Raw genomic sequence first — 17,814 nt, forward strand, 5'->3', positions numbered from 1 at the left:
ACCCATGCCATCCCGCCGCCTCGCACCGCCGCCACGTCTCCTCGCCTCCCCGCTCTCCCGCCTGTCAGTCCTGTTCGCGCTGCTGCTCTCATCGGTGCTCTCCGTCGCCGGAACGGGCCAGGCGCAGGCGGCGGGGCAGCGCTACGTCGCGCTCGGCGACTCCTACTCCAGCGGCCTGGGCGCCGGCGGCTACGACGGGGCCTCCGGGGCGTGCAAGCGGAGCAGCCGCGCCTATCCGGCGCTGTGGGCCGCCGCGCACGCGCCCACGTCCTTCGCCTTCACCGCCTGCGCGGGGGCGTCGACCCGGGACGTGGCCGCGAAGCAGCTCGGGCCGGTGAACGCCGCGACGACCCTGATCAGCGTGAGCGCCGGCGGCAACGACGCCGGCTTCTCGGACGTCATGACGACTTGTGTGCTCCACTCCGAAGCGACCTGCCTGGCCCGCGTCGCGCAGGCAAGGCGCTTTGTCGACACCGGCCTGCCCGCCCTGCTCGACGCCGCCTACGCGGCGATCCACGCCAAGGCGCCGCACGCCCGCGTGGTGGTCCTCGGCTACCCGCACCTGTACCAGGTGCCGGGGGACTGCCTCCTGGGGATCGGCGACGCCTCGCGCAAGGCCGTCGACGCGGCGGCCGACGACCTGGACGGGGTGATCGCCAAACGCGCCGCCGACCACGGCTTCGCCTTCGCGGACGTGCGCGCGAGGTTCGGCGGGCACGAACTGTGTTCGAACACGCCCTGGTTGCACAGCGTGACCCTGCCGCTCCCGGAGTCGTACCACCCGACCGCCGCCGGCCAGTCGGGTGGCTACCTGCCCGCCCTCGCGGCTGCCGCCTGACCTGCGGCGCGTGTCGTTCCCGGGCCGTGCGCGGCACCGCGGCGCGGCTCCGCGCGAAGGGCCCGGAACTCTCGCAGAGTTGTCAACAGCCTTAAAAAGAAGGTGAATCCGGCGTGGGAGACGGCTGGGGATGCACGCGTGACGTGATGGGGCGATAGGGTTACCCTGCCCGTGCCGGGGTGTCCTCGACAGGGTGGGGAGAGTCATGGAACAGATAGCGATGCCGAGCAGGCCGCGAGTGCCTGCCATCAACTGCGGTACCAGCGCGTCCAGTGCACGCCTGGACCGGCATCTCGCGGTGCTGTCGGGGCCCGCCGTCCCGCAGCGCCAGGCGGAGGAGGCGACGGTGCTCATGCGTGAGCTGACCTCGCGCAACACCCCGCACACCAAGGCCAATCGCGGTGCGCGCGTCTCGCTGTTCGCCCCGCTGCGCAGGCTGCGGCGCTCGCTGTTCGGCAACCGCGGCTGACCGCCACGACCCGCTGAACCGCGGCGCCCCGCCGCTCGCACGTCCGGTCGCGACGTGCCCGTTCCGCGTCCCCGTCTCCGGCCACCTCCCCGCCGGAGCCGGCGACCGCGAACAGGAACGCCGCGACCACGACGACGACTTCGAGGACAGCCGCGGCGAAGGCCGCGCGCACGACCAGGACTCCCCGCCCCGCACCCCGGCCGCGATCCGGGCCGGCGCACCCCGGTACCCACCCACCCGGCCGGGGCCGCCGTCACCCGGCACCCACCCTGCACCCCGCGTCCGGCACCTGCGGCACCCGCGACCTCACACCAGCGCGAACTGCCCCTCAGGGCCCTCCTCGCGGTGCTCCAGCACCGAGGCGGGCCGGCGTCGCGCCGCCGGCACCGGCAGCACGCCCGCGCCGCGCAGGCCGCCCGCCCCGTCCCGCGTACCGGCACCGGGACGTCCCACGTGCGCCAACCGCTCGGCGAACTCCGCGATCTCCGCGCGCAGTTCGGACAACAGCGTCACCAGGCTGATCAGCTCCAGCAGTTCCGAGGTGACCGCCCGCGTCCAGGTGGCGGGGCGCAGCGCCTCCAGGGTGCCGGGGGCGCCCGGGTCGGCGCGGCGCTCGTACCACTGCTCCAGCACGCCCACACCGCCCGCGGTCAGCTCCCAGGCGCCGGGGGAGACGGGCGCCACGAGGCCCTCGCCGATCCGCAGCGCCCCTTCCTCGGCGTCGTAGGCGAGTTCCCCGGGCCGCGGCACGGCGGGCAGCGGCGAGCGGACGTAGGGGCGGCTCCCGCCCGGCAGGCGCGGCCGCCCCTCCTCCCGGCCGCCGTCCGGGTCCGCCGCCCGCTCGCCCCCGGTGTGCAGCCACAACGACCGTGCCCCCAGGGCCAGTCCGTCCCGCCACACCTCGGGGCCGTCGGGCAGCGGCACGGTGCAGCCGCCCGGGCCCGGCCGGGCGGCCGCGGCGATCCAGGCGAGGACGTCCTCGGGCGCCACCGGGGTGCCCAGGCGGGCCGCCAGCCAACCGGTCAGGCCAGGTGCGAGGTTGGGGTCGCGGCCGCCCGGCCGGCGGAACAGCGGGCGTATCCACCCCGGCCGGCCGGCGGGGGAGCGGCCGTCGGGCAGCAACGCGGAGAAGGACAGGGCGGGTTCGCGCACCTCCGGCAGATGCGCCTGCTCGACGACGAACACCTGCCGGTCGTCGGCCACCCGCCACAGCTCGGGCCGGGCCGCGTCGATGAGCCGGTGGTCGGGGATCAGCCACTGCCGGTCGAAGGCGCCGTGCTGCACCCGTACCGGCTCCGGGCACGGCCCGTCCTCGCGGGCCAGCGCGGTGGTGGGTGTGCGGTGCCCGGGCAGTTGGGCGACCGGGGTGCGCAGGCCGCGGGCCCTGCTGGCGTGCAGCAGCGCGCCGCGGGCCGCGTCGTCGGGCGCGGCCGTGAGCAGGGCCCAGCGGGCCCGCAGGCAGGCCGGCTCCGGAGCCATCGGCCAGCCACGGCCGATCCGCAGCGGGCGCACCGCCCAGGGCATCAGGTCGTGCAGCAAAGGCGCGTCGTCGCTCACCGCATGCATGCTACTGACGGGCACCCCGGCCCCTCCACGGATCCGCCGGCCCGGATCGGCGTCCCTCCAGGGCACCCCGGCCCCGGATCAGGGCGCCTCCATGGTGACGGTGAACGAGAAGCGGTCGCCCCGGTAGTGGATGCGCACCAGGTCCGCCACCCGTCCCGACTCGTCGTAGGTCACCCCGGTGTAGTGCAGTATCGGGCTGAGCAGCGGCACCCGGAGCAGCCTGGCGGTCTCCGGATCGGCCAGCCTCGCCTCGACGGTGTCGGTGATCCGGCTGATCCGCACGCCCAGGGCGTCCCGCAGCACCTTGGTCATCGGCCAGCGCTCCAGGTCGGCGACGTCGATGCGGGCGCCGAGGTCGGGACGCACGAAGTTCTCGGCCCAGTTGGTGGGCTCGCCCTGCTCGTCGCAGCGCAGCCGCCGGTAGGCCGTCGCCTCGGTGAGGCCGGGGAAGTGCTCGGCGGCCTCCGGGGGCAGCGGCTGGGGGCCGTGCCCGAGCACCGTGGTGCGCCCGCCCGACTGCTGCGCGACGATGGCGTCCACCGAGCCGAGCAGCTTGACCGGGGCGCCGCGCTGCGCCCCCGGCTCGATGAAGGTGCCGCGCCGGCGGTGGCGGCTGATCAGCCCCTCGTCCTCCAGTTCCTTGAGGGCCTGGCGCATGGTGAGCACGCTGACCCCGTAGTGGCGGGCGAGGTCGTCCTCGGTGGGCAGGCGCAGCGGGGCGTCCGGGTGCCGGCCCAGTATCGAGGCGCGCAGCGACTGGGAGACCTGGTACCACAGCGGCAGCTTGCGGTTCAGGACCAGCGAGTCGGGGGCGAAGGCGTTCACAGCCGGAAGTGTCTCTCGAGCCCCTCCCAGACCGTGTCGTACCCCTGCTGCCGGTGGTCCGCCGTCAGGGCGAACTCGGTGGGCACCACGGGCCAGCGGGTCTCGAACATGAACGCCAGGCCGTCGTCGACCTTCTGCGGCACCAGTTCGGCGCTGCTGGCCCGGTCGAACGTGGTCCGGTCCGGGCCGTGCGCGGACATCATGTTGTGGAGGGACGCGCCGCCGGGGACGAACCCCTCGGCCTTCGCGTCGTACGCGCCCTCGACCAGGCCCATGAACTCCGACATCACGTTGCGGTGGAAGTACGGCGGCCGGAAGGTGTCCTCGCCGACGAGCCAGCGGGGGGCGAAGACCACGAAGTCGGCGCCGGCCAGGCCAGGGGTGTCCGACGGCGAGGTGAGCACGGTGAAGATCGACGGGTCGGGGTGGTCGTAGCTGATCGACCCCAGCACGTTGAACCTGCGCAGGTCGTACAGGTACGGGACGTGGCTGCCGTGCCAGGCCACCACGTCCAGCGGCGAGTGGTCGTAGAGCGCGGCCCACAGGTTGCCGCCGAACTTGTTGACCACCTCGGTCTCCTCGTCGCGGTCCTCGTACGCCGCGACCGGGGCGAGGAAGTCCCGGGCGTTGGCGAGGCCGTTGGCGCCGATCGGGCCGAGGTCGGGGAGCTGGAAGGGCTGCCCGTAGTTCTCGCAGACGTAGCCGCTGGCGGAGCCGTCCGGCAGCTCGACCCGGAACCGCACCCCGCGCGGGATGAGTGCCACATGGCCCGGTTCCGCCTGCAGCACGCCGAGTTCGGTCCTGATCAGCAGGGTGCCGGCCTGCGGCACGATCAGGAACTCCCCGTCGGAGGACGAGAACACCCGCTGCTCCATGGACCGGTTCGCCGCGTACCAGTGGATGCCGATGCCCTCGCGGCGGAGCACGTCGCCGTTGCCGCCCACGGTCACCAGGCCCTGGACGAAGTCCGTGGGCTCCTCCGGCAGCGGCAGCGGGCCCCAGCGCAGCCGGTTGGGGTCAGGCTCGACGTCGAGGAACGGGGCGCTGCGCAGCGAGCCGTTGCCGGTGCGCAGGAACGGCGGATGCGCCGCCGAGGGGCGGATGCGGTACAGCCAGCTGCGCCGGTTGCGGGCGCGCGGCTCGGTGAACGCGGTCCCGCTCAACTGCTCGGCGTACAGCCCGAAGGGGGCCCGCTGCGGGGCGTTGCGCCCCACCGGGAGCGCGCCTTCGACGGCCTCGCTGCTGTGCTCGTTGCCGAAGCCCGGCGAGTACGCCAGGTCCTTGCCGCCCATGAGGTGCTCCCCGTCCTGTCGTCCTGATTCCTATGCTGAACCATAGGAATCAGGACGGCAAGCCCCCCGCTAGCCGGGCACGCGGGTCGCCAGCGCCCGCAGGGTGGTGGCCGCGGCCACCGCGTGCCCGCGGGCCGAGAAGTGCACCAGGTCCGCGCTGTACAGGTCGCGGTCGCCGGACGCCGGGTGCCCGTGCATCTCGACCACCAGCGCCCCGTGGCGTGCGGCGACCGCCCGCGTGACGTCGTTGAGCACCGCGACGCCCGCGTCCAGAGGCCCGCCGCGCAGCTCGGGCACGGCCCTGGCGACGTCGGAGAGGGCGTAGGTGAACACGGTGGTGCCCGGGGCGGCCAGGCGGGAGAAGAGCAGGTCCAGCTCCTTCTCCAGGACGGCGGGCGAGAAGCTGGGCAGCAGCAGGTCGTTCCCGCCGCAGACCACGCAGACCAGATCGGGTGCGAACCGGGCGGCCGCGTCCTCCTGCCCGGCGCGCACCTGGGCCGCGGTCAGGCCCCGCACGCCCAGGTTGGCGTACTCCAGGCCGGGGTTCACCGCGCGCAGCGCCTCGGCCACCCGATCCGCCCAGGAGGCGAACCGGTAGCCCGGGAGCGGGTCGCCCAGGCCCTCGGCCAGGCTGTCGCCGACGACCGCGAAGCGCGTCCACGGCGCGCCGCGCAGCAGGTCCGCACTCGCGCCCGCGCCCAGGCAGTGCGGGTCCGCCGCCTCCCCGGGGTACTCGGCGCGGCCGGACGGAAGTGGGGTGCTGCCGTTCATCTCAGGACTCCTTCGCAAGGGTGCGGGCCATGGCCGGCCCGATGGCCGCCGCGGCGGCGGCCATCAGCGCGCAGGCCAGGTAGACGTCGCGGAACGCCCGCGGCCCGCCCGTGGCGTGGGCCGCGAGGATCGCGCCGGTGGCGGCCACGCCCAGCGCGCCGCCCAATTGCCGTGCCGTCGTGGTCATCCCGACGCCGGAGGCGAACCGGTGGGGCGGCAGCGAGGTCGCGGCCGCCGTGGACAGTGCGGTCAGCGCGGCCCCGAAGGCGGCGCCGCCGACCAGGCCCATCGGCAGCCACAGCGCCAGGAAGCGGGGCTGCGCGCCGAGTTGCAGGAACATCCAGCCGCTCACGAGCGCGAACGCGGCCATCGAGGATCCCACCACCCACGGCAGGTGATGCGGCCGCGCGCGCCTGCCGACCGCCACCGCCGCCACCGCGGACGTGAGGGCGCCGGGGGTGACCGCGAAGCCCGCCTTGAGTACCGAGTAGTGCCAGACCGAGGTGAGGAACAGCGGGCTGCTCAGCAGCCAGGCGAACAGTGCGGCGCCCGTGCAGGCGGCCGCAGCGGAGGCCACCGCGAAGGTGCGGTTGCGGAGCAGCCCGGTCTCCACGGCCGGCGCCGGATGCCGGGACGACCTGAGGAGCGCGGCCGCCGCCAGGGCCGGACCGCCGATCGACGTGCCCAGGGTGGCGGCCGACGTCCAGCCCCAGTCGCTGCCCTTGGTGAGGCCGAGGACGAGCAGCGCGATGCCGCCCGCGAAGGCGACCGTGCCCAGCGGATCGGGCAACCGCCGTTGCGTGCCGTTGCGTTCGGGCAGCCCGCGCAGTCCCGCGGCGATCAGCAGGACGCCGGCCGGCACGTTGATCAGGAACACCGAGCGCCAGCCGAAGGCGTCGACGAGCACGCCGCCCAGGGCCGGCCCGGCCGCGGTCGCCAGCGAACCCGCCGCGCCCCAGGCGCCGATGGCCGCCGCGAGGCCGGCCGGCGGGGTGGCGGCCAGCAGCAGGCCGAGGGCCGCCGGGATCATGCCGGCCGCCGCGGCGCCCTGCGCGGCGCGGGCGGCGACCAGCCACGGGAGGTCCGGGGCCGCCGCGCAGAGGGCCGACGCCGCCGTGAAGGTGGTGAGCGCGACCAGGAAGACCCGCCTGCGGCCGAAGGCGTCGGCCAGGCGCCCGACGGGGGTCAGCAGCGCGGCGAACAGCACCGCGTAACTGCTGACCACCCAGGACAGGTCGGAGACGCCGTCGCCCGGGAAGCTCCTGGCCAGGTCGGGGAAGGCGACGTTGACCACGGTGGTGTCGAGGAACGCGACGAAGGTGGCACCGGCGGTCAGCAGCAGGACCAGACCGGCGCGGACGGCCCCCGTGGCGTCCGTGCCGGTCCGGTCCTGCGGGTCGGGGGCGGACGCCGCCGGGGCGGCCGCGGGTGACGCGGGTGACGCGGGTGAGCCGGGCGAGGGGGGCGACGGGGGCACTGAGGACGATGACGGTGACCGTGACGACATGGCCGTCCTTGCCTGGTGGGAGACGGAACATACTGACGGTACGGAACATACATACCGAAGGTATGTGGGTGTCAAGGGCCGGCCGTTGGCTACGCTGGAGACGCATTCCGTACGAGCAGGAGGGTGGGGCCGTGGCAGCACCGCGCACAGCGACCGAGAGCCGCGGACGGCGGACCGGCGGGCGCCCCGCGGCAGCCGCCGGCGGCGCGGCGTCCGGGACGGCCGGCCGCCGCCAGCGCGAGCGCTCCGACGCCACCGTCGAGGACCTGCTGACCGCCGCCCGCGCGCTGTTCGCCGCCGACGGCTACGCGGCCACCTCGCTGGACGCGGTGTGCGACCGCGCCGGGGTCACCAAGGGCGCGCTGTACCACCACTTCTCCGGCAAGCAGCAGCTGTTCAGCGCGGTGTACGCGCGGGAGCAGGACCACCTCAACGAGCGGATCACCGCCGCCTACCGCGCGGTCGCCGACGATCCCTGGGAGGCGGTGTACGAGGGCAGCCGCGCCTATCTGGAGGCGTCCCTCGACCCGGGGGTGCAGCGCATCACCCTGCTCGACGCGCCGGGCGCGCTCGGCTGGGAGCTGATGCACGAGCTGGGCGTCAACTGCCGCGAGCTGACACTGCGCGGGGTGGCCCGGGCCATCAGGCGCGGCGCCATCGCGCCGCGTGCCGCGGAGCCGCTGGCGTCGATGCTCTACGGCGGGCTGAGCGAGAGCGCCATGTCCGTCGTGCGCTCCGCGGACCCGCGGGCGGCTCTGGCCGAGACCCTGGCGGGGCTGCGGCAGATGTTCGACGCCCTCGCCGCCAAGGGCTGAGGCCGTGCCCGCGCACCCGCACGTGCCCCGCACGCAGCCGCCCGAGGGCGCGCTGCGCCGCGTCCCGGTGCAGCAGCGCAGCACTGAGCGGCTGGCCCGGATCCTCGACGCGTGCGCCGCGGAGCTGGACGAGGGCGGCTACGAGCGGCTGAGCACGCGGTCGGTGGCCGCCCGGGCGGGGGTGCCGATCGGCTCGGTCTACCGGTTCTTCTCCGACAAGCGGGCCATGACCGACGCGCTGGCCCACCGCAACCTCGACGACTTCGTGGCCCGGGCCGCCGCCCGCCTGGCCGAGCCCGGCACGGGCACCGACTGGCGCGGCGCGGTCGACGTGCTCGTCGACGAGTACACGGCGATGAAGCGCACCGCGCCGGGCTTCGCGCTGGTCGACTTCGGGGTCCCGGGCGAGACCAACGAGGACCTCGCCGACCGGCTGCCCGCGCTGCTCGGCGACCGGCTGACCGCCGACCCCGGCGACCCGCGGCTCCGCCTCGCGCTGGTCGTCGCGGTGGAGGCCGCGGACGCCGCGCTGCAACTGGCGTTCCGCACCGACCCGGCGGGCGACTTGAGGGCGATCGCCGAGACGAAGGCGCTGCTGCGCGCCTACCTGGGCACCGTCCTGGACCGGTCCGCGGAGCCGCCCCCGCCGGCCGACGGCCCGTAGCGGCGCGGGGACGCCGGCGGATTCGGCGGGGTCCGCGGATTCGGCGGGGTCCGCGCCGCACCCGTGCAGGACCCGTGGCGTTGTCGGTACCGGCGGGTAGGGTCGGCATCGACACGCCCGGAGGTGCGGGCGCGGCCGGCAAACCGTCCAGGGGAGTCACCGATGTCCCGAACCGCTCTGCGCATCTGCCCGCTCTGCGAGGCCACCTGCGGTCTCACGCTGACCGTCGAGGAGGGCCGGGTCACGCACGCCCGCGGGGACGCGCTGGACGTGTTCAGCGCCGGGTTCATCTGCCCCAAGGGCGCGTCGTTCGGGCAGCTCGACGGCGATCCCGACCGGCTGCGGCGGCCGCTGGTCCGGCGCGGCGGCCGGCTGACCGAGGCCACCTGGCAGGAGGCGTTCGCCGCGGTCGCCGAGGGGATGGGCGCGGTCACCCGCGCGTACGGGGGCGCCGCCGTCGGCGTGTTCCTCGGCAACCCGAACGTCCACACCGTCGCCGGCGGGCTCTACCCCGGGCAGCTGATCGGGGCGCTGGGCACCCGCAGCGTCTTCACCGCCAGCACCCTCGACCAGATGCCCAAGCACCTGTCCTGCGGGCTGATGTTCGGCGACCACGACGCCATCCCGGTGCCAGACCTGGACCGCACCGACCACCTGGTGCTCATCGGCGCCAACCCGCTGGTGTCCAACGGGAGTCTGGCCACCGCGGCCGACTACCCCGGCAAGCTCAGGGCGCTGCGGCGGCGCGGCGGGCGGCTGGTCGTCGTCGACCCGCACCGCACCAGGACCGCCAGGGCCGCGGACCGGCACGTCGCGCCCCGGCCGGGCACCGACGCCGCGCTGCTGCTCGCCATGGTCCACGTGCTGTTCGCCGAGGACCTGGTGGCGCCGGGCGCGGAGCTGGAAGGCCACCTCAGCGGCGTCGAGGAGGTGCGGGCCCTGGCGGCGGACTTCGCGCCCGAGGCGGTCGCCGCCCACTGCGGGGTCCCGGCCGGCGAGATCCGCGCCCTGGCCCGCGAACTGGCCGCCGCGGAACGGGCGGTGGTGTACGGGCGGCTGGGCAGCACCGCGGTGGAGTTCGGCACCCTGTCGAGCTGGCTGGTCGACGTCCTGAACGCCCTCACCGGCAACCTGGACCGGCAGGGCGGCGCGATGTTCCCGCTCTCGGCGACCGCCCGCGCGCCCAGGCCCGCCCGCCCCGGGCGGCCCTACGTCACCGGCCGCTGGCACAGCAGGGTCTCCGGGCGGCCCGAGGTCAAGGGCGAACTGCCGGCCGCCATGCTCGCCGAGGAGATGGACACCCCCGGCGAGGGCCGGCTGCGCGCCCTGGTCGTGGTCGCGGGCAACCCCGTCCTGTCCACGCCCGACGGGGACCGGCTCGACCGCGCGCTGGCCGGGCTGGACTTCATGGTCAGCGTCGACCCGTACCTGAACGAGACCTCCCGGCACGCCCACGTGGTGCTGCCCCCGCCGCCGCCCGCGCAGAGCGCGCACTACGACTTCGCGTTCTCCACGCTCGCGGTGCGCAACACCGTGCGCTACAGCCCGCCCGCGGTCCCGCTCGCCGAAGGCGCGCTCGACGAGCCGGAGATCCTCGCGCGGCTGATCCTGGCCGTGCTCGGGCAGGGCGGTCCGGACGCCGACCCGGCGCTGGTCGACGACCAGGCGATCCGGCGCCGGCTGGACCGCGAGACCGCCGACCCGCACTCGCCCGTGCACGACCGCGACGCGGCCGCACTCGCCGCCGCGCTCACCGGGCGCACCGGCTACGAGCGCCGGCTGGACATGATGCTGCGGCTGGGCCCGTACGGCGACGGCTTCGGCGCCGACCCCGAGGGCCTGACCCTCGACCGCCTGCTGGGCCACCCGCACGGCATCGACCTGGGCCCGCTGCGCCCGCGCATACCCGAGGTGCTGCGCACCCCGTCGGGCACCGTGGAGCTGGCGCCCGCGGCGCTGGCCGGCGACGTGCCGCGGCTGCGGGCAGCGGTCGCGGCCGGCGCCGAGGCCCCCGCGCTGGTGCTCATCGGCAGGCGGCACCTGCGGTCCAACAACAGCTGGATGCACAACGTCCCGGCGCTGACCGGCGGCAGCAACCGCTGCACCGTGCAGATCCACCCCGAGGACGCGGCCCGGCTGGGCCTCACCGACGGCGCGACCGCCCGGATCAAGGGCGACGGGGGCGAGATCACCGCGCCGGTGGAGATCACCGACGCGCTGCGGCCGGGCGTGGCGTGCCTGCCGCACGGCTGGGGCCACGACCGCGAGGGCACCCGGCTGACCGCGGCGGCCCGCGAACCGGGCGTCAACGTCAACCAGTTGCTGGACGGCACCCGGCTCGACCCGCTGTCGGGCACCGCGGTGCTCAACGGCTTCCCCGTCCAGGTGGAGCCGGCCGGGTGACCCACGGCACCCGGCGTCCCCTGGCCACATAAAACTAACGGCGCTAGTTTGGGCTCTGGAGCAGAGCGGCGACGGTTCGGAGGGCAGCACGGTGGCGGACGGCACGGACGAGCAGCAGACGGACGGCACCCCGCGCGTCCACCGGGGCCGCGACGCGGTGTTCGTCGGCGGCCGGTGGCGGCCCGCCGCCTCGGGCGAGCGGATCGACGTCGTCGACCCGGCCACCGAACAGGTCCTCGGGCAGGTCGCGGCCGGCGGCGCCCAGGACGTGGACGACGCGGTCGCCGCGGCCCGGGCGGCGCTGCCCGGCTGGGCCGCCACGCCGCCCGAGCGGCGCGCCGCGGTGCTGGCCGCTGCGCGCGACCTGATGGCCGCCCGGCGGGAGGAGATCGCCGCCACGGTGTCCGCCGAACTCGGCGCGCCCCCCGCGTTCGCCGCGGCCGTCCACACCGACCTGCCCACCGCCGTCATGGGCTCGTACGCCGCGCTCGCCGCCGACCACCCCTTCGAGGAGCGGATCGGCAACTCGCGGGTGCTGCACGAGCCGGTCGGCGTCGTGGGCGCCATCACGCCCTGGAACTACCCGCTGCACCAGATCGTCGCGAAGGTCGGTCCCGCGCTCGCCGCCGGCTGCACCGTCGTGCTCAAGCCGGCCGAGGACACCCCGCTGGTCGCCCAGCTCTTCGCCGGGATCCTGGCCGACGCGGGGCTGCCCGAGGGGGTGTTCAACCTGGTGACCGGGCTCGGGCCGGTCGCCGGGCAGGCGCTCGCCGAGCACCCCGGTGTCGACCTGGTGTCGTTCACCGGCTCCACCGCCGTCGGGCGGATGATCGGGGCCGCGGCCGGCGGCGCGGTCAAGCGGGTCGCCCTCGAACTCGGCGGCAAGTCCGCCAACGTGATCCTGCCCGGCGCGGACCTCGCCAAGGCGGTCAACGTCGGCGTGGCCAACGTCTTCGCCAACTCCGGCCAGACGTGCAGCGCGTGGACCCGGATGCTGGTCGACGACGCCCGCTACGACGAGGCCGTGGAGATCGCCACCGCGGCCGCCGCCAAGTACCGGCCGGGCGACCGCATCGGCCCGGTCGTCAACGCCAAGCAGCGGGAGCGGGTGCGCGGGTACATCCGCAAGGGCGTCGAGGAAGGCGCGAGGATCGCCGCGGGCGGCCCCGACGCCCCCGAGGGCCTGCCCGCCGGCTACTACGTGCGGCCCACCGTCTTCGCCGACGTGCGGCCGGAGATGACGGTCGCCCAGGAGGAGATCTTCGGCCCGGTCGTGGTCCTCATCCGCTACCAGGACGAGGAGGACGCGCTGCGGATCGCCAACGGCACGGTGTACGGCCTGGCCGGCGCGGTGTGGGCGGCCGACGAGGACACCGCCGTCGCGTTCGCCCGCCGGATGGACACCGGCCAGGTCGACATCAACGGCGGGCGGTTCAACCCCCTCGCCCCGTTCGGCGGTTACAAGCAGTCCGGGGTCGGCCGGGAGCTCGGGCCGCACGGCCTGGCAGAGTACCTGCAGACCAAGTCGCTCCAGTTCTGAGGCGGTTCGCCGGGCCGCGGCCGACTCCCGGCGGCCCGGCGGCCCGCGGACCCTCGCGTACCCCGCTCGCCGAGCGCTCGCTCCGCGGGCAACTCGTCGACCAGCCGACATGTCAACAATCCCCCAGGAGAGCCCCCGTGGTCCGCGCCGCCGTCCTGCCCGCCGTGAACGCCCCGCTGACCGTCGCCGACATCGAGCTTCCGGAACCGGCCGCCGGCCAGGTGCGGGTGCGCCTGGCCGCCGCGGGCGTCTGCCACTCCGACCTGTCGCTGTCCAACGGGACGCTGCGCCAGCCCGCGCCCGCCGTGCTCGGCCACGAGGGCGCGGGCACGGTGGTGTCCGTCGGCGAGGGCGTCACCCATGTCGCGCCCGGCGACCGGGTGGTGCTCAACTGGGCCCCGGCGTGCGGCGCCTGCCACTTCTGCGGGCTGGGCGAGCCCTGGCTGTGCGCCAACGCGGGCACCGCCGCGGCGGCCCCCTACGCCACGCTGGCCGCCGACGGCAGCGCGCTGTACCCGGGCCTGGGCACCGCGGCGTTCGCGGAGGAGACCGTGGTCGCCGCCGGCGCCGTGCTGCCGCTGCCCGACGGCGTACCGCTGACCGACGCCGCCCTGCTGGGCTGCGCGGTGCTCACCGGCTACGGCGCGGTGCACCACTCGGCAGCGGTGCGGCCCGGCGAGTCGGTCGCGGTGTACGGGGTCGGCGGGGTGGGCCTGGCGGTGCTGCAGTCCGCCCGCATCGCCGGCGCGGACCGGATCGTCGCGGTGGACGTCGCCCCCGGCAAGGAGGAACTGGCGCTCGCCGCGGGCGCCACCGACTTCCTGGCGGCCGGCGACGACACGGCCAGGCAGGTACGCAAGCTCACCGGCGGGCACGGTGCCGACGTCGCGATCGAGTGCGTGGGCCGGGCCGACACCATCAGGACCGCCTGGTCGTCCACCCGCCGCGGCGGCCGGACGACCGTCGTGGGCATCGGCGGGCAGGACCAGCAGGTGACCTTCACGGCCCTGGAACTCTTCTACTTCGGCCGGACGTTGTCGGGGTGCGTGTACGGCAACTGCGACCCTGCCCAGGACCTCCCCGTCCTCGCCGAGCACGTACGGGCGGGCCGCCTCGACCTGTCCGCCATGGTCACCGACCGGATCGGCCTCGACGGCATTCCGGACGCGTTCGCGGCCATGACGGCGGGCCGGGGCGGCCGTGCCCTGGTCGTCTTCTGAGCCGCGCGGGCCCGAGGAGCGCCGGCCGGCCAGGGCCCGGTCACATCCGCCAGTTCCCGGTCAGGCCGTCGGCTCCGCGGCCGGGTCGCTCCCGCCGACCAGCGCCAGCCACCGTGCGTGGGCGCCGCCGAACGGCCCGGTGCCGGCGGCGACCGCCGCCATCAGCCGGTCGGCCGCGTCCTGCGCCGCGGCCACCACCTCCGGCGGGTAGCCGTAGCGCACCTGGTGCTCGGCGAACTCGTCCTCGTCGACGAGGACCGGCAGCGGGGCGCCGCGCTTGCGCAGCACGTCCAGGTCCAGGTCGACCATGGTCACCGCGTCCTGGGACAGCCACTCGGGCGGGGTGGTGATGTCGCAGTAGATCTCGGTGCTGCGCGGCGCGTCGTTGAACACCGCGGTCCACCAGTCGCCGCGCGGGAAGAGGATGACGTGCGCCTCGGGGAGCGGGACCGCCGGGTTGTGGCCCTTGCGCATCGAGCTGTTGGCCGGCAGTCCGAGCCACACGCCGTGCTCGTCCTCGCCCAGCCGCCGCATCCGCAGGTTCCAGTGCAGGCTGCCGTCGTACTTGTGGTAGTCGACCTGGACCAGCCCGTCGCTTCCCGCCTGCCGTCCCGTGTCCTGTCCCGTCGTCGTCATGCGGGCCATCCTGTCAGCCCGCGGTGCCGTCCAGCGCCCGGAACTGCTGGTCCAGTCCGTCCACCAGCGCCCGCAGGCCGGTCTCGAAGGCGGCGTTGTCCACCCGCTCCGGGTGGCGGGCGAGCAGGTGCGCCTGCCCGAGGTGCGGGTAGTCGGCGGGGTCGTACGCCTCCGCGTCGCCCACGAAGCCGCCGGCGAACGAGCCCAGCGCGGAACCGGTGACGAAGAACCGCATCAGCGCCCCGATCCTGGTCGCCTGCGCGGGCGGCCACCCGGCGTCGACCATGCCGCCGAAGACCGCGTCGGCCATCCGCAGGCCGGCCGGCCGCAGCCCGGGGCCGACGGCCAGGAACGGCACGATGTGCGGATGGGCGGCCAGCGCCGCGCGGTAGGAGCGGCCCCAGTCCAGCAGGGCGGTCCGCCAGTCCCGCCCGTCGCCGAACATCGACAGGTCGACCTGGTCCACGACCAGGTCGGCGGCCGCGTCGAGGATCGCGTCCTTGGTGGCGAAGTGGTTGTAGAGCGAGGGTCCGCTGACCCCGAGCTCCGCGGCCAGCCGGCGGGTCGACAGCGCCGCGAGCCCGTCCGCGTCGATGAGCGCGAGCGCCGCCGTCACGATGCGGTCGCGGCTGAGCAGGGGCTTGCGGGGGCGGGCCATGCGGCACATAGTAGAGGCTGCCGCCGAAAAACTAGCGGTGATAGTTTCGAAGTCGTGGAAAGGCCCGGGTGCTGCCGTGAACCTTGAGCTGTCCGAGGAGCAGGCCGCCGTCAAGCAGCTGGCCAGGGACTTCACCGACCGCGAGGTCGTCCCGCACGCCGCCGCCTGGGACCGCGCGGAGAGCGTCGACCGGGCGATCGTGAAGAAGCTCGGCGCGCTCGGCTTCCTGGGCCTGACCGTCGACGAGGAGTACGGCGGGTCCGGCGGCGACCACCTGGCGTACTGCCTGGTCACCGAGGAACTCGGCCGCGGGGACTCCTCGGTGCGGGGCATCGTCTCGGTGTCCCTGGGACTTGTCGCCAAGTCGATAGCGCGCTGGGGGAGCGAGGAGCAGAAGCGCGCCTGGCTGCCGCGGCTCACCTCCGGTGAGGCGGTCGGCTGCTTCGGCCTCACCGAGCCCGGCACCGGCTCCGACGCCGCCAACCTCACCACCCGCGCGGTCCGGGACGGCGACGCCTACGTGCTCACCGGCAGCAAGATGTTCATCACCAACGGCACCTGGGCCGATGTCGTGCTGCTCTTCGCCCGCACCGGAGGCCCCGGCCACCGCGGGGTGAGCGCCTTCCTGGTGCCCGCGGACACCCCCGGCCTGACCCGGCGCGAGATCCACGGGAAGCTCGGGCTGCGCGGCCAGGCGACCGCCGAACTCGTCCTGGACGGGGTGCGGGTGCCGGCCGCCGCCCTCCTCGGGCCCGAGGGCAAGGGATTCTCGGTGGCGATGTCGGCGCTCGCCAAGGGGCGGATGTCGGTCGCCGCGGGCTGTGTCGGCATCGCCCAGGCGTGCCTGGACGCGGCGGTGGGATACGCCGGCGAGCGCGAGCAGTTCGGTGCGCCGATCGCCGGACGCCAGCTCGTCCAGGAACTGCTCGCCGACATCGCCGTGGACGTCGATGCCGCCCGGCTGCTCACCTGGCGGGTCGCCGACCTGATCGACCGCGGGCTGCCGTTCGCCACCGAGTCCTCGGTCGCCAAGCTCTACGCCAGCGAGGCCGCGGTGCGCTGCGCCAACAACGCCCTCCAGGTCTTCGGCGGCTACGGCTACATCGACGAGTACCCCGCCGGCAAGCTGCTGCGCGACGCCCGCGTGATGACCCTCTACGAGGGCACCAGCCAGATCCACAAGCTCCTCATCGGCCGCGCGCTGACCGGCGTCTCGGCCTTCTGAGCCCGGCGGCCGGACGGCGGCCGGACGGCGGCCGGACGACGGACGGAGAGGGCGGCTCAGCCCGCGGGCAGCGGGTGTCCCGGGGCGAGTGCCGCGGCGATGCGGGAGGCGACGGCCTGGGCGGTGTTGCCGGGCGGGGTGGTGGGCGTCTCGGTGGTGGTGACCGCGATCGACAGCCGCTGCGCGGGAAGGTAGGCCTGGATGGCCGCGTAGCCGCTGAACGAGGGGTTCGCCACGATCCAGCCGTTCGCCACGATGATCCCGAAGCCGTAGTGCTCGGCCTCGGTGTTGTGCACGCAGACCGTGGCGGGGCAGGTGTCCGTGGGCCCGCCGAGACCGACCGTGCCCGGGTTCAGCTGGGTCCTGAAGCCCCGCGGGGAGAGCAGGGCGCCGGTGCCGATGGCGCGGGCCGAGACCGCCAGGTCGCAGATGTCGGTGGTCTGCACGGCGCCCGGCGCGGTGGTCCACGACGGGTTCCAGAAGGTGGACTCCTCGTAGGTGCCGCGCTCCGAGGTGAAGGCGTGCAGCACGGGCTCCGGGATCGCGGGCGTGTAGCTGTTGGTGGTCTGCCGCAGCCCCAGCGGGCCCATCACGCGCTGCTGCAGCAGCCGGTCGAGGCGGACTCCGGTGATCTTCTCCAGGACGGCGCCGAGCAGCACGAAGTTGGCGTGCGAGTAGCTCCAGTTGGTGCCCGGCGCGTACCAGAGCGGGTGGCTGAGCGGGTAGGAGAGCAGCTCGGCGGGGGTCCAGTGCTTGAACGGCGCGGCCTCGAGCCGGGCCAGGAACTCCGGGTCGGTGACGTAGTCGTGCAGGCCCGTGGTGCTGCTGCCCAGCATCCGCAGCGTGATCCGGCGGGCGTACGGGAAGTCCGGCAGCCAGCGCGAGATCGGGTCGTCGAGGCGGACCGCGCCCTCGTCGACGAGCTGGAGCAGGGCGGTCGCCATGTAGGCGATGGCCACCGAGCCGGAACGGAAGTGCATGTCCGGCCGGGCCGGGACGCTCGTCATGGACTGGCCGAGCGCCTGGGTGACGATCTCCCGCCGGCCGGAGTCGACCCGCAGGATCTCCGCGTTCAGGTGCAGGTCCTGCCTGGCCCGGCGGGCGATGCCGGCGATCTGGGCGGCCCGGCCGCGCAGCGGGCCCGGGGTGGCGGAGCAGCCCTTCCGGCCACCGGGACCGGCGGCGTGCGCGGCGGCCCCGGCCGGCAGGACCGCGGCGACTGTGGCGAGCAGGGTGGCGGCGCACAGCAGCGCCGTACGAGTACGCGTCATGCTGCACTATCTGCGGACGGACCGGCGCCGCTCCGCACAACACCCGGAGGCGGCCGGTGCCGTCCGCTGGAGGGAGTAGTTCCGGGACCGCACGGCCACCCGCCTAAGCGACCA

Annotated in this window: 16 protein-coding genes; 8 read left to right on the plus strand and 8 right to left on the minus strand. The window is 75.2% G+C overall.

Annotated elements, in window-relative coordinates:
* Positions 1-4: 4 nt before the first annotated feature.
* Both ACH4TG_RS29700 and ACH4TG_RS29705 read left to right on the plus strand, forming a co-directional pair.
* Entirely contained in the window at positions 5-838 is an 834-nt protein-coding gene (locus ACH4TG_RS29700; RefSeq protein ID WP_398245639.1) for an SGNH/GDSL hydrolase family protein, read from the plus strand.
* Positions 839-1,043: 205 nt separating this feature from the next.
* The gene (locus tag ACH4TG_RS29705) at positions 1,044-1,307 is read left to right on the plus strand and encodes a hypothetical protein (protein ID WP_398245640.1); all 264 of its coding nucleotides are present in this window, start codon (positions 1,044-1,046) and stop codon (positions 1,305-1,307) included.
* Between the two features lie 306 nt (positions 1,308-1,613).
* Here ACH4TG_RS29705 and ACH4TG_RS29710 read toward each other — a convergent pair whose 3' ends face one another.
* The 5 genes from ACH4TG_RS29710 to ACH4TG_RS29730 form a co-directional block, all read right to left on the minus strand.
* On the minus strand, positions 1,614-2,873 hold the full coding sequence (locus ACH4TG_RS29710; RefSeq protein WP_398245761.1) for a type ISP restriction/modification enzyme: 1,260 nt from the start codon (positions 2,871-2,873) through the stop codon (positions 1,614-1,616).
* A gap of 78 nt (positions 2,874-2,951) precedes the next feature.
* The gene (locus tag ACH4TG_RS29715; protein WP_398245641.1) at positions 2,952-3,698 is read right to left on the minus strand and encodes a GntR family transcriptional regulator; all 747 of its coding nucleotides are present in this window, start codon (positions 3,696-3,698) and stop codon (positions 2,952-2,954) included.
* Positions 3,695-4,990: a homogentisate 1,2-dioxygenase gene (hmgA, locus tag ACH4TG_RS29720; protein WP_398245642.1), complete on the minus strand. Its 1,296-nt coding sequence runs from the start codon at positions 4,988-4,990 to the stop codon at positions 3,695-3,697. Before hmgA ends, ACH4TG_RS29715 begins: the two co-directional genes overlap by 4 nt.
* 69 nt (positions 4,991-5,059) lie before the next feature.
* Positions 5,060-5,761, minus strand: a complete 702-nt coding sequence (locus ACH4TG_RS29725; protein WP_398245643.1) for an SGNH/GDSL hydrolase family protein — start codon at positions 5,759-5,761, stop codon at positions 5,060-5,062.
* Between the two features lies 1 nt (position 5,762).
* Positions 5,763-7,238, minus strand: a complete 1,476-nt coding sequence (locus ACH4TG_RS29730) for an MFS transporter (protein ID WP_398245644.1) — start codon at positions 7,236-7,238, stop codon at positions 5,763-5,765.
* 161 nt (positions 7,239-7,399) lie between these two features.
* On the opposite strand from ACH4TG_RS29730, the gene ACH4TG_RS29735 reads away from it, so the two are divergent.
* The 5 genes from ACH4TG_RS29735 to ACH4TG_RS29755 all read left to right on the plus strand — a co-directional run bounded on the left by ACH4TG_RS29735 (position 7,400) and on the right by ACH4TG_RS29755 (position 13,910).
* On the plus strand, positions 7,400-8,083 hold the full coding sequence (locus ACH4TG_RS29735) for a TetR/AcrR family transcriptional regulator (RefSeq protein ID WP_398245645.1): 684 nt from the start codon (positions 7,400-7,402) through the stop codon (positions 8,081-8,083).
* A gap of 4 nt (positions 8,084-8,087) precedes the next feature.
* Positions 8,088-8,747, plus strand: a complete 660-nt coding sequence (locus ACH4TG_RS29740) for a TetR family transcriptional regulator (protein WP_398245646.1) — start codon at positions 8,088-8,090, stop codon at positions 8,745-8,747.
* A 162-nt stretch (positions 8,748-8,909) separates the two neighbouring features.
* Positions 8,910-11,150 carry a molybdopterin oxidoreductase family protein gene (locus ACH4TG_RS29745; RefSeq protein WP_398245647.1) on the plus strand — a complete coding sequence of 747 codons (2,241 nt, stop codon included), beginning with the start codon at positions 8,910-8,912 and terminating at the stop codon, positions 11,148-11,150.
* Positions 11,151-11,307: 157 nt separating this feature from the next.
* Positions 11,308-12,690 carry an aldehyde dehydrogenase family protein gene (locus tag ACH4TG_RS29750; RefSeq protein WP_398245762.1) on the plus strand — a complete coding sequence of 461 codons (1,383 nt, stop codon included), beginning with the start codon at positions 11,308-11,310 and terminating at the stop codon, positions 12,688-12,690.
* 137 nt (positions 12,691-12,827) lie between these two features.
* The gene (locus ACH4TG_RS29755) at positions 12,828-13,910 is read left to right on the plus strand and encodes a zinc-binding dehydrogenase (RefSeq protein WP_398245648.1); all 1,083 of its coding nucleotides are present in this window, start codon (positions 12,828-12,830) and stop codon (positions 13,908-13,910) included.
* A 60-nt stretch (positions 13,911-13,970) separates the two neighbouring features.
* Here ACH4TG_RS29755 and ACH4TG_RS29760 read toward each other — a convergent pair whose 3' ends face one another.
* Entirely contained in the window at positions 13,971-14,546 is a 576-nt protein-coding gene (locus tag ACH4TG_RS29760) for a DUF402 domain-containing protein (RefSeq protein WP_398245649.1), read from the minus strand.
* Between the two features lie 13 nt (positions 14,547-14,559).
* Positions 14,560-15,204 carry a TetR/AcrR family transcriptional regulator gene (locus tag ACH4TG_RS29765; protein ID WP_398245650.1) on the minus strand — a complete coding sequence of 215 codons (645 nt, stop codon included), beginning with the start codon at positions 15,202-15,204 and terminating at the stop codon, positions 14,560-14,562.
* Between the two features lie 76 nt (positions 15,205-15,280).
* Here ACH4TG_RS29765 and ACH4TG_RS29770 point away from each other — a divergent pair, with 76 nt between their 5' ends.
* Positions 15,281-16,429, plus strand: coding sequence for an acyl-CoA dehydrogenase family protein (locus ACH4TG_RS29770; RefSeq protein ID WP_398245651.1), 1,149 nt, complete (start codon positions 15,281-15,283; stop codon positions 16,427-16,429).
* Positions 16,430-16,485: 56 nt separating this feature from the next.
* On the opposite strand, the gene ACH4TG_RS29775 is transcribed toward ACH4TG_RS29770, so the two are convergent.
* Positions 16,486-17,700: a serine hydrolase domain-containing protein gene (locus ACH4TG_RS29775; RefSeq protein WP_398245652.1), complete on the minus strand. Its 1,215-nt coding sequence runs from the start codon at positions 17,698-17,700 to the stop codon at positions 16,486-16,488.
* Between the last annotated feature and the right edge of the window lie 114 nt (positions 17,701-17,814).

It is taken from the genome of Streptomyces sp. NPDC020917 (assembly GCF_044333795.1).
Taxonomy (GTDB): domain Bacteria; phylum Actinomycetota; class Actinomycetes; order Streptomycetales; family Streptomycetaceae; genus Actinacidiphila.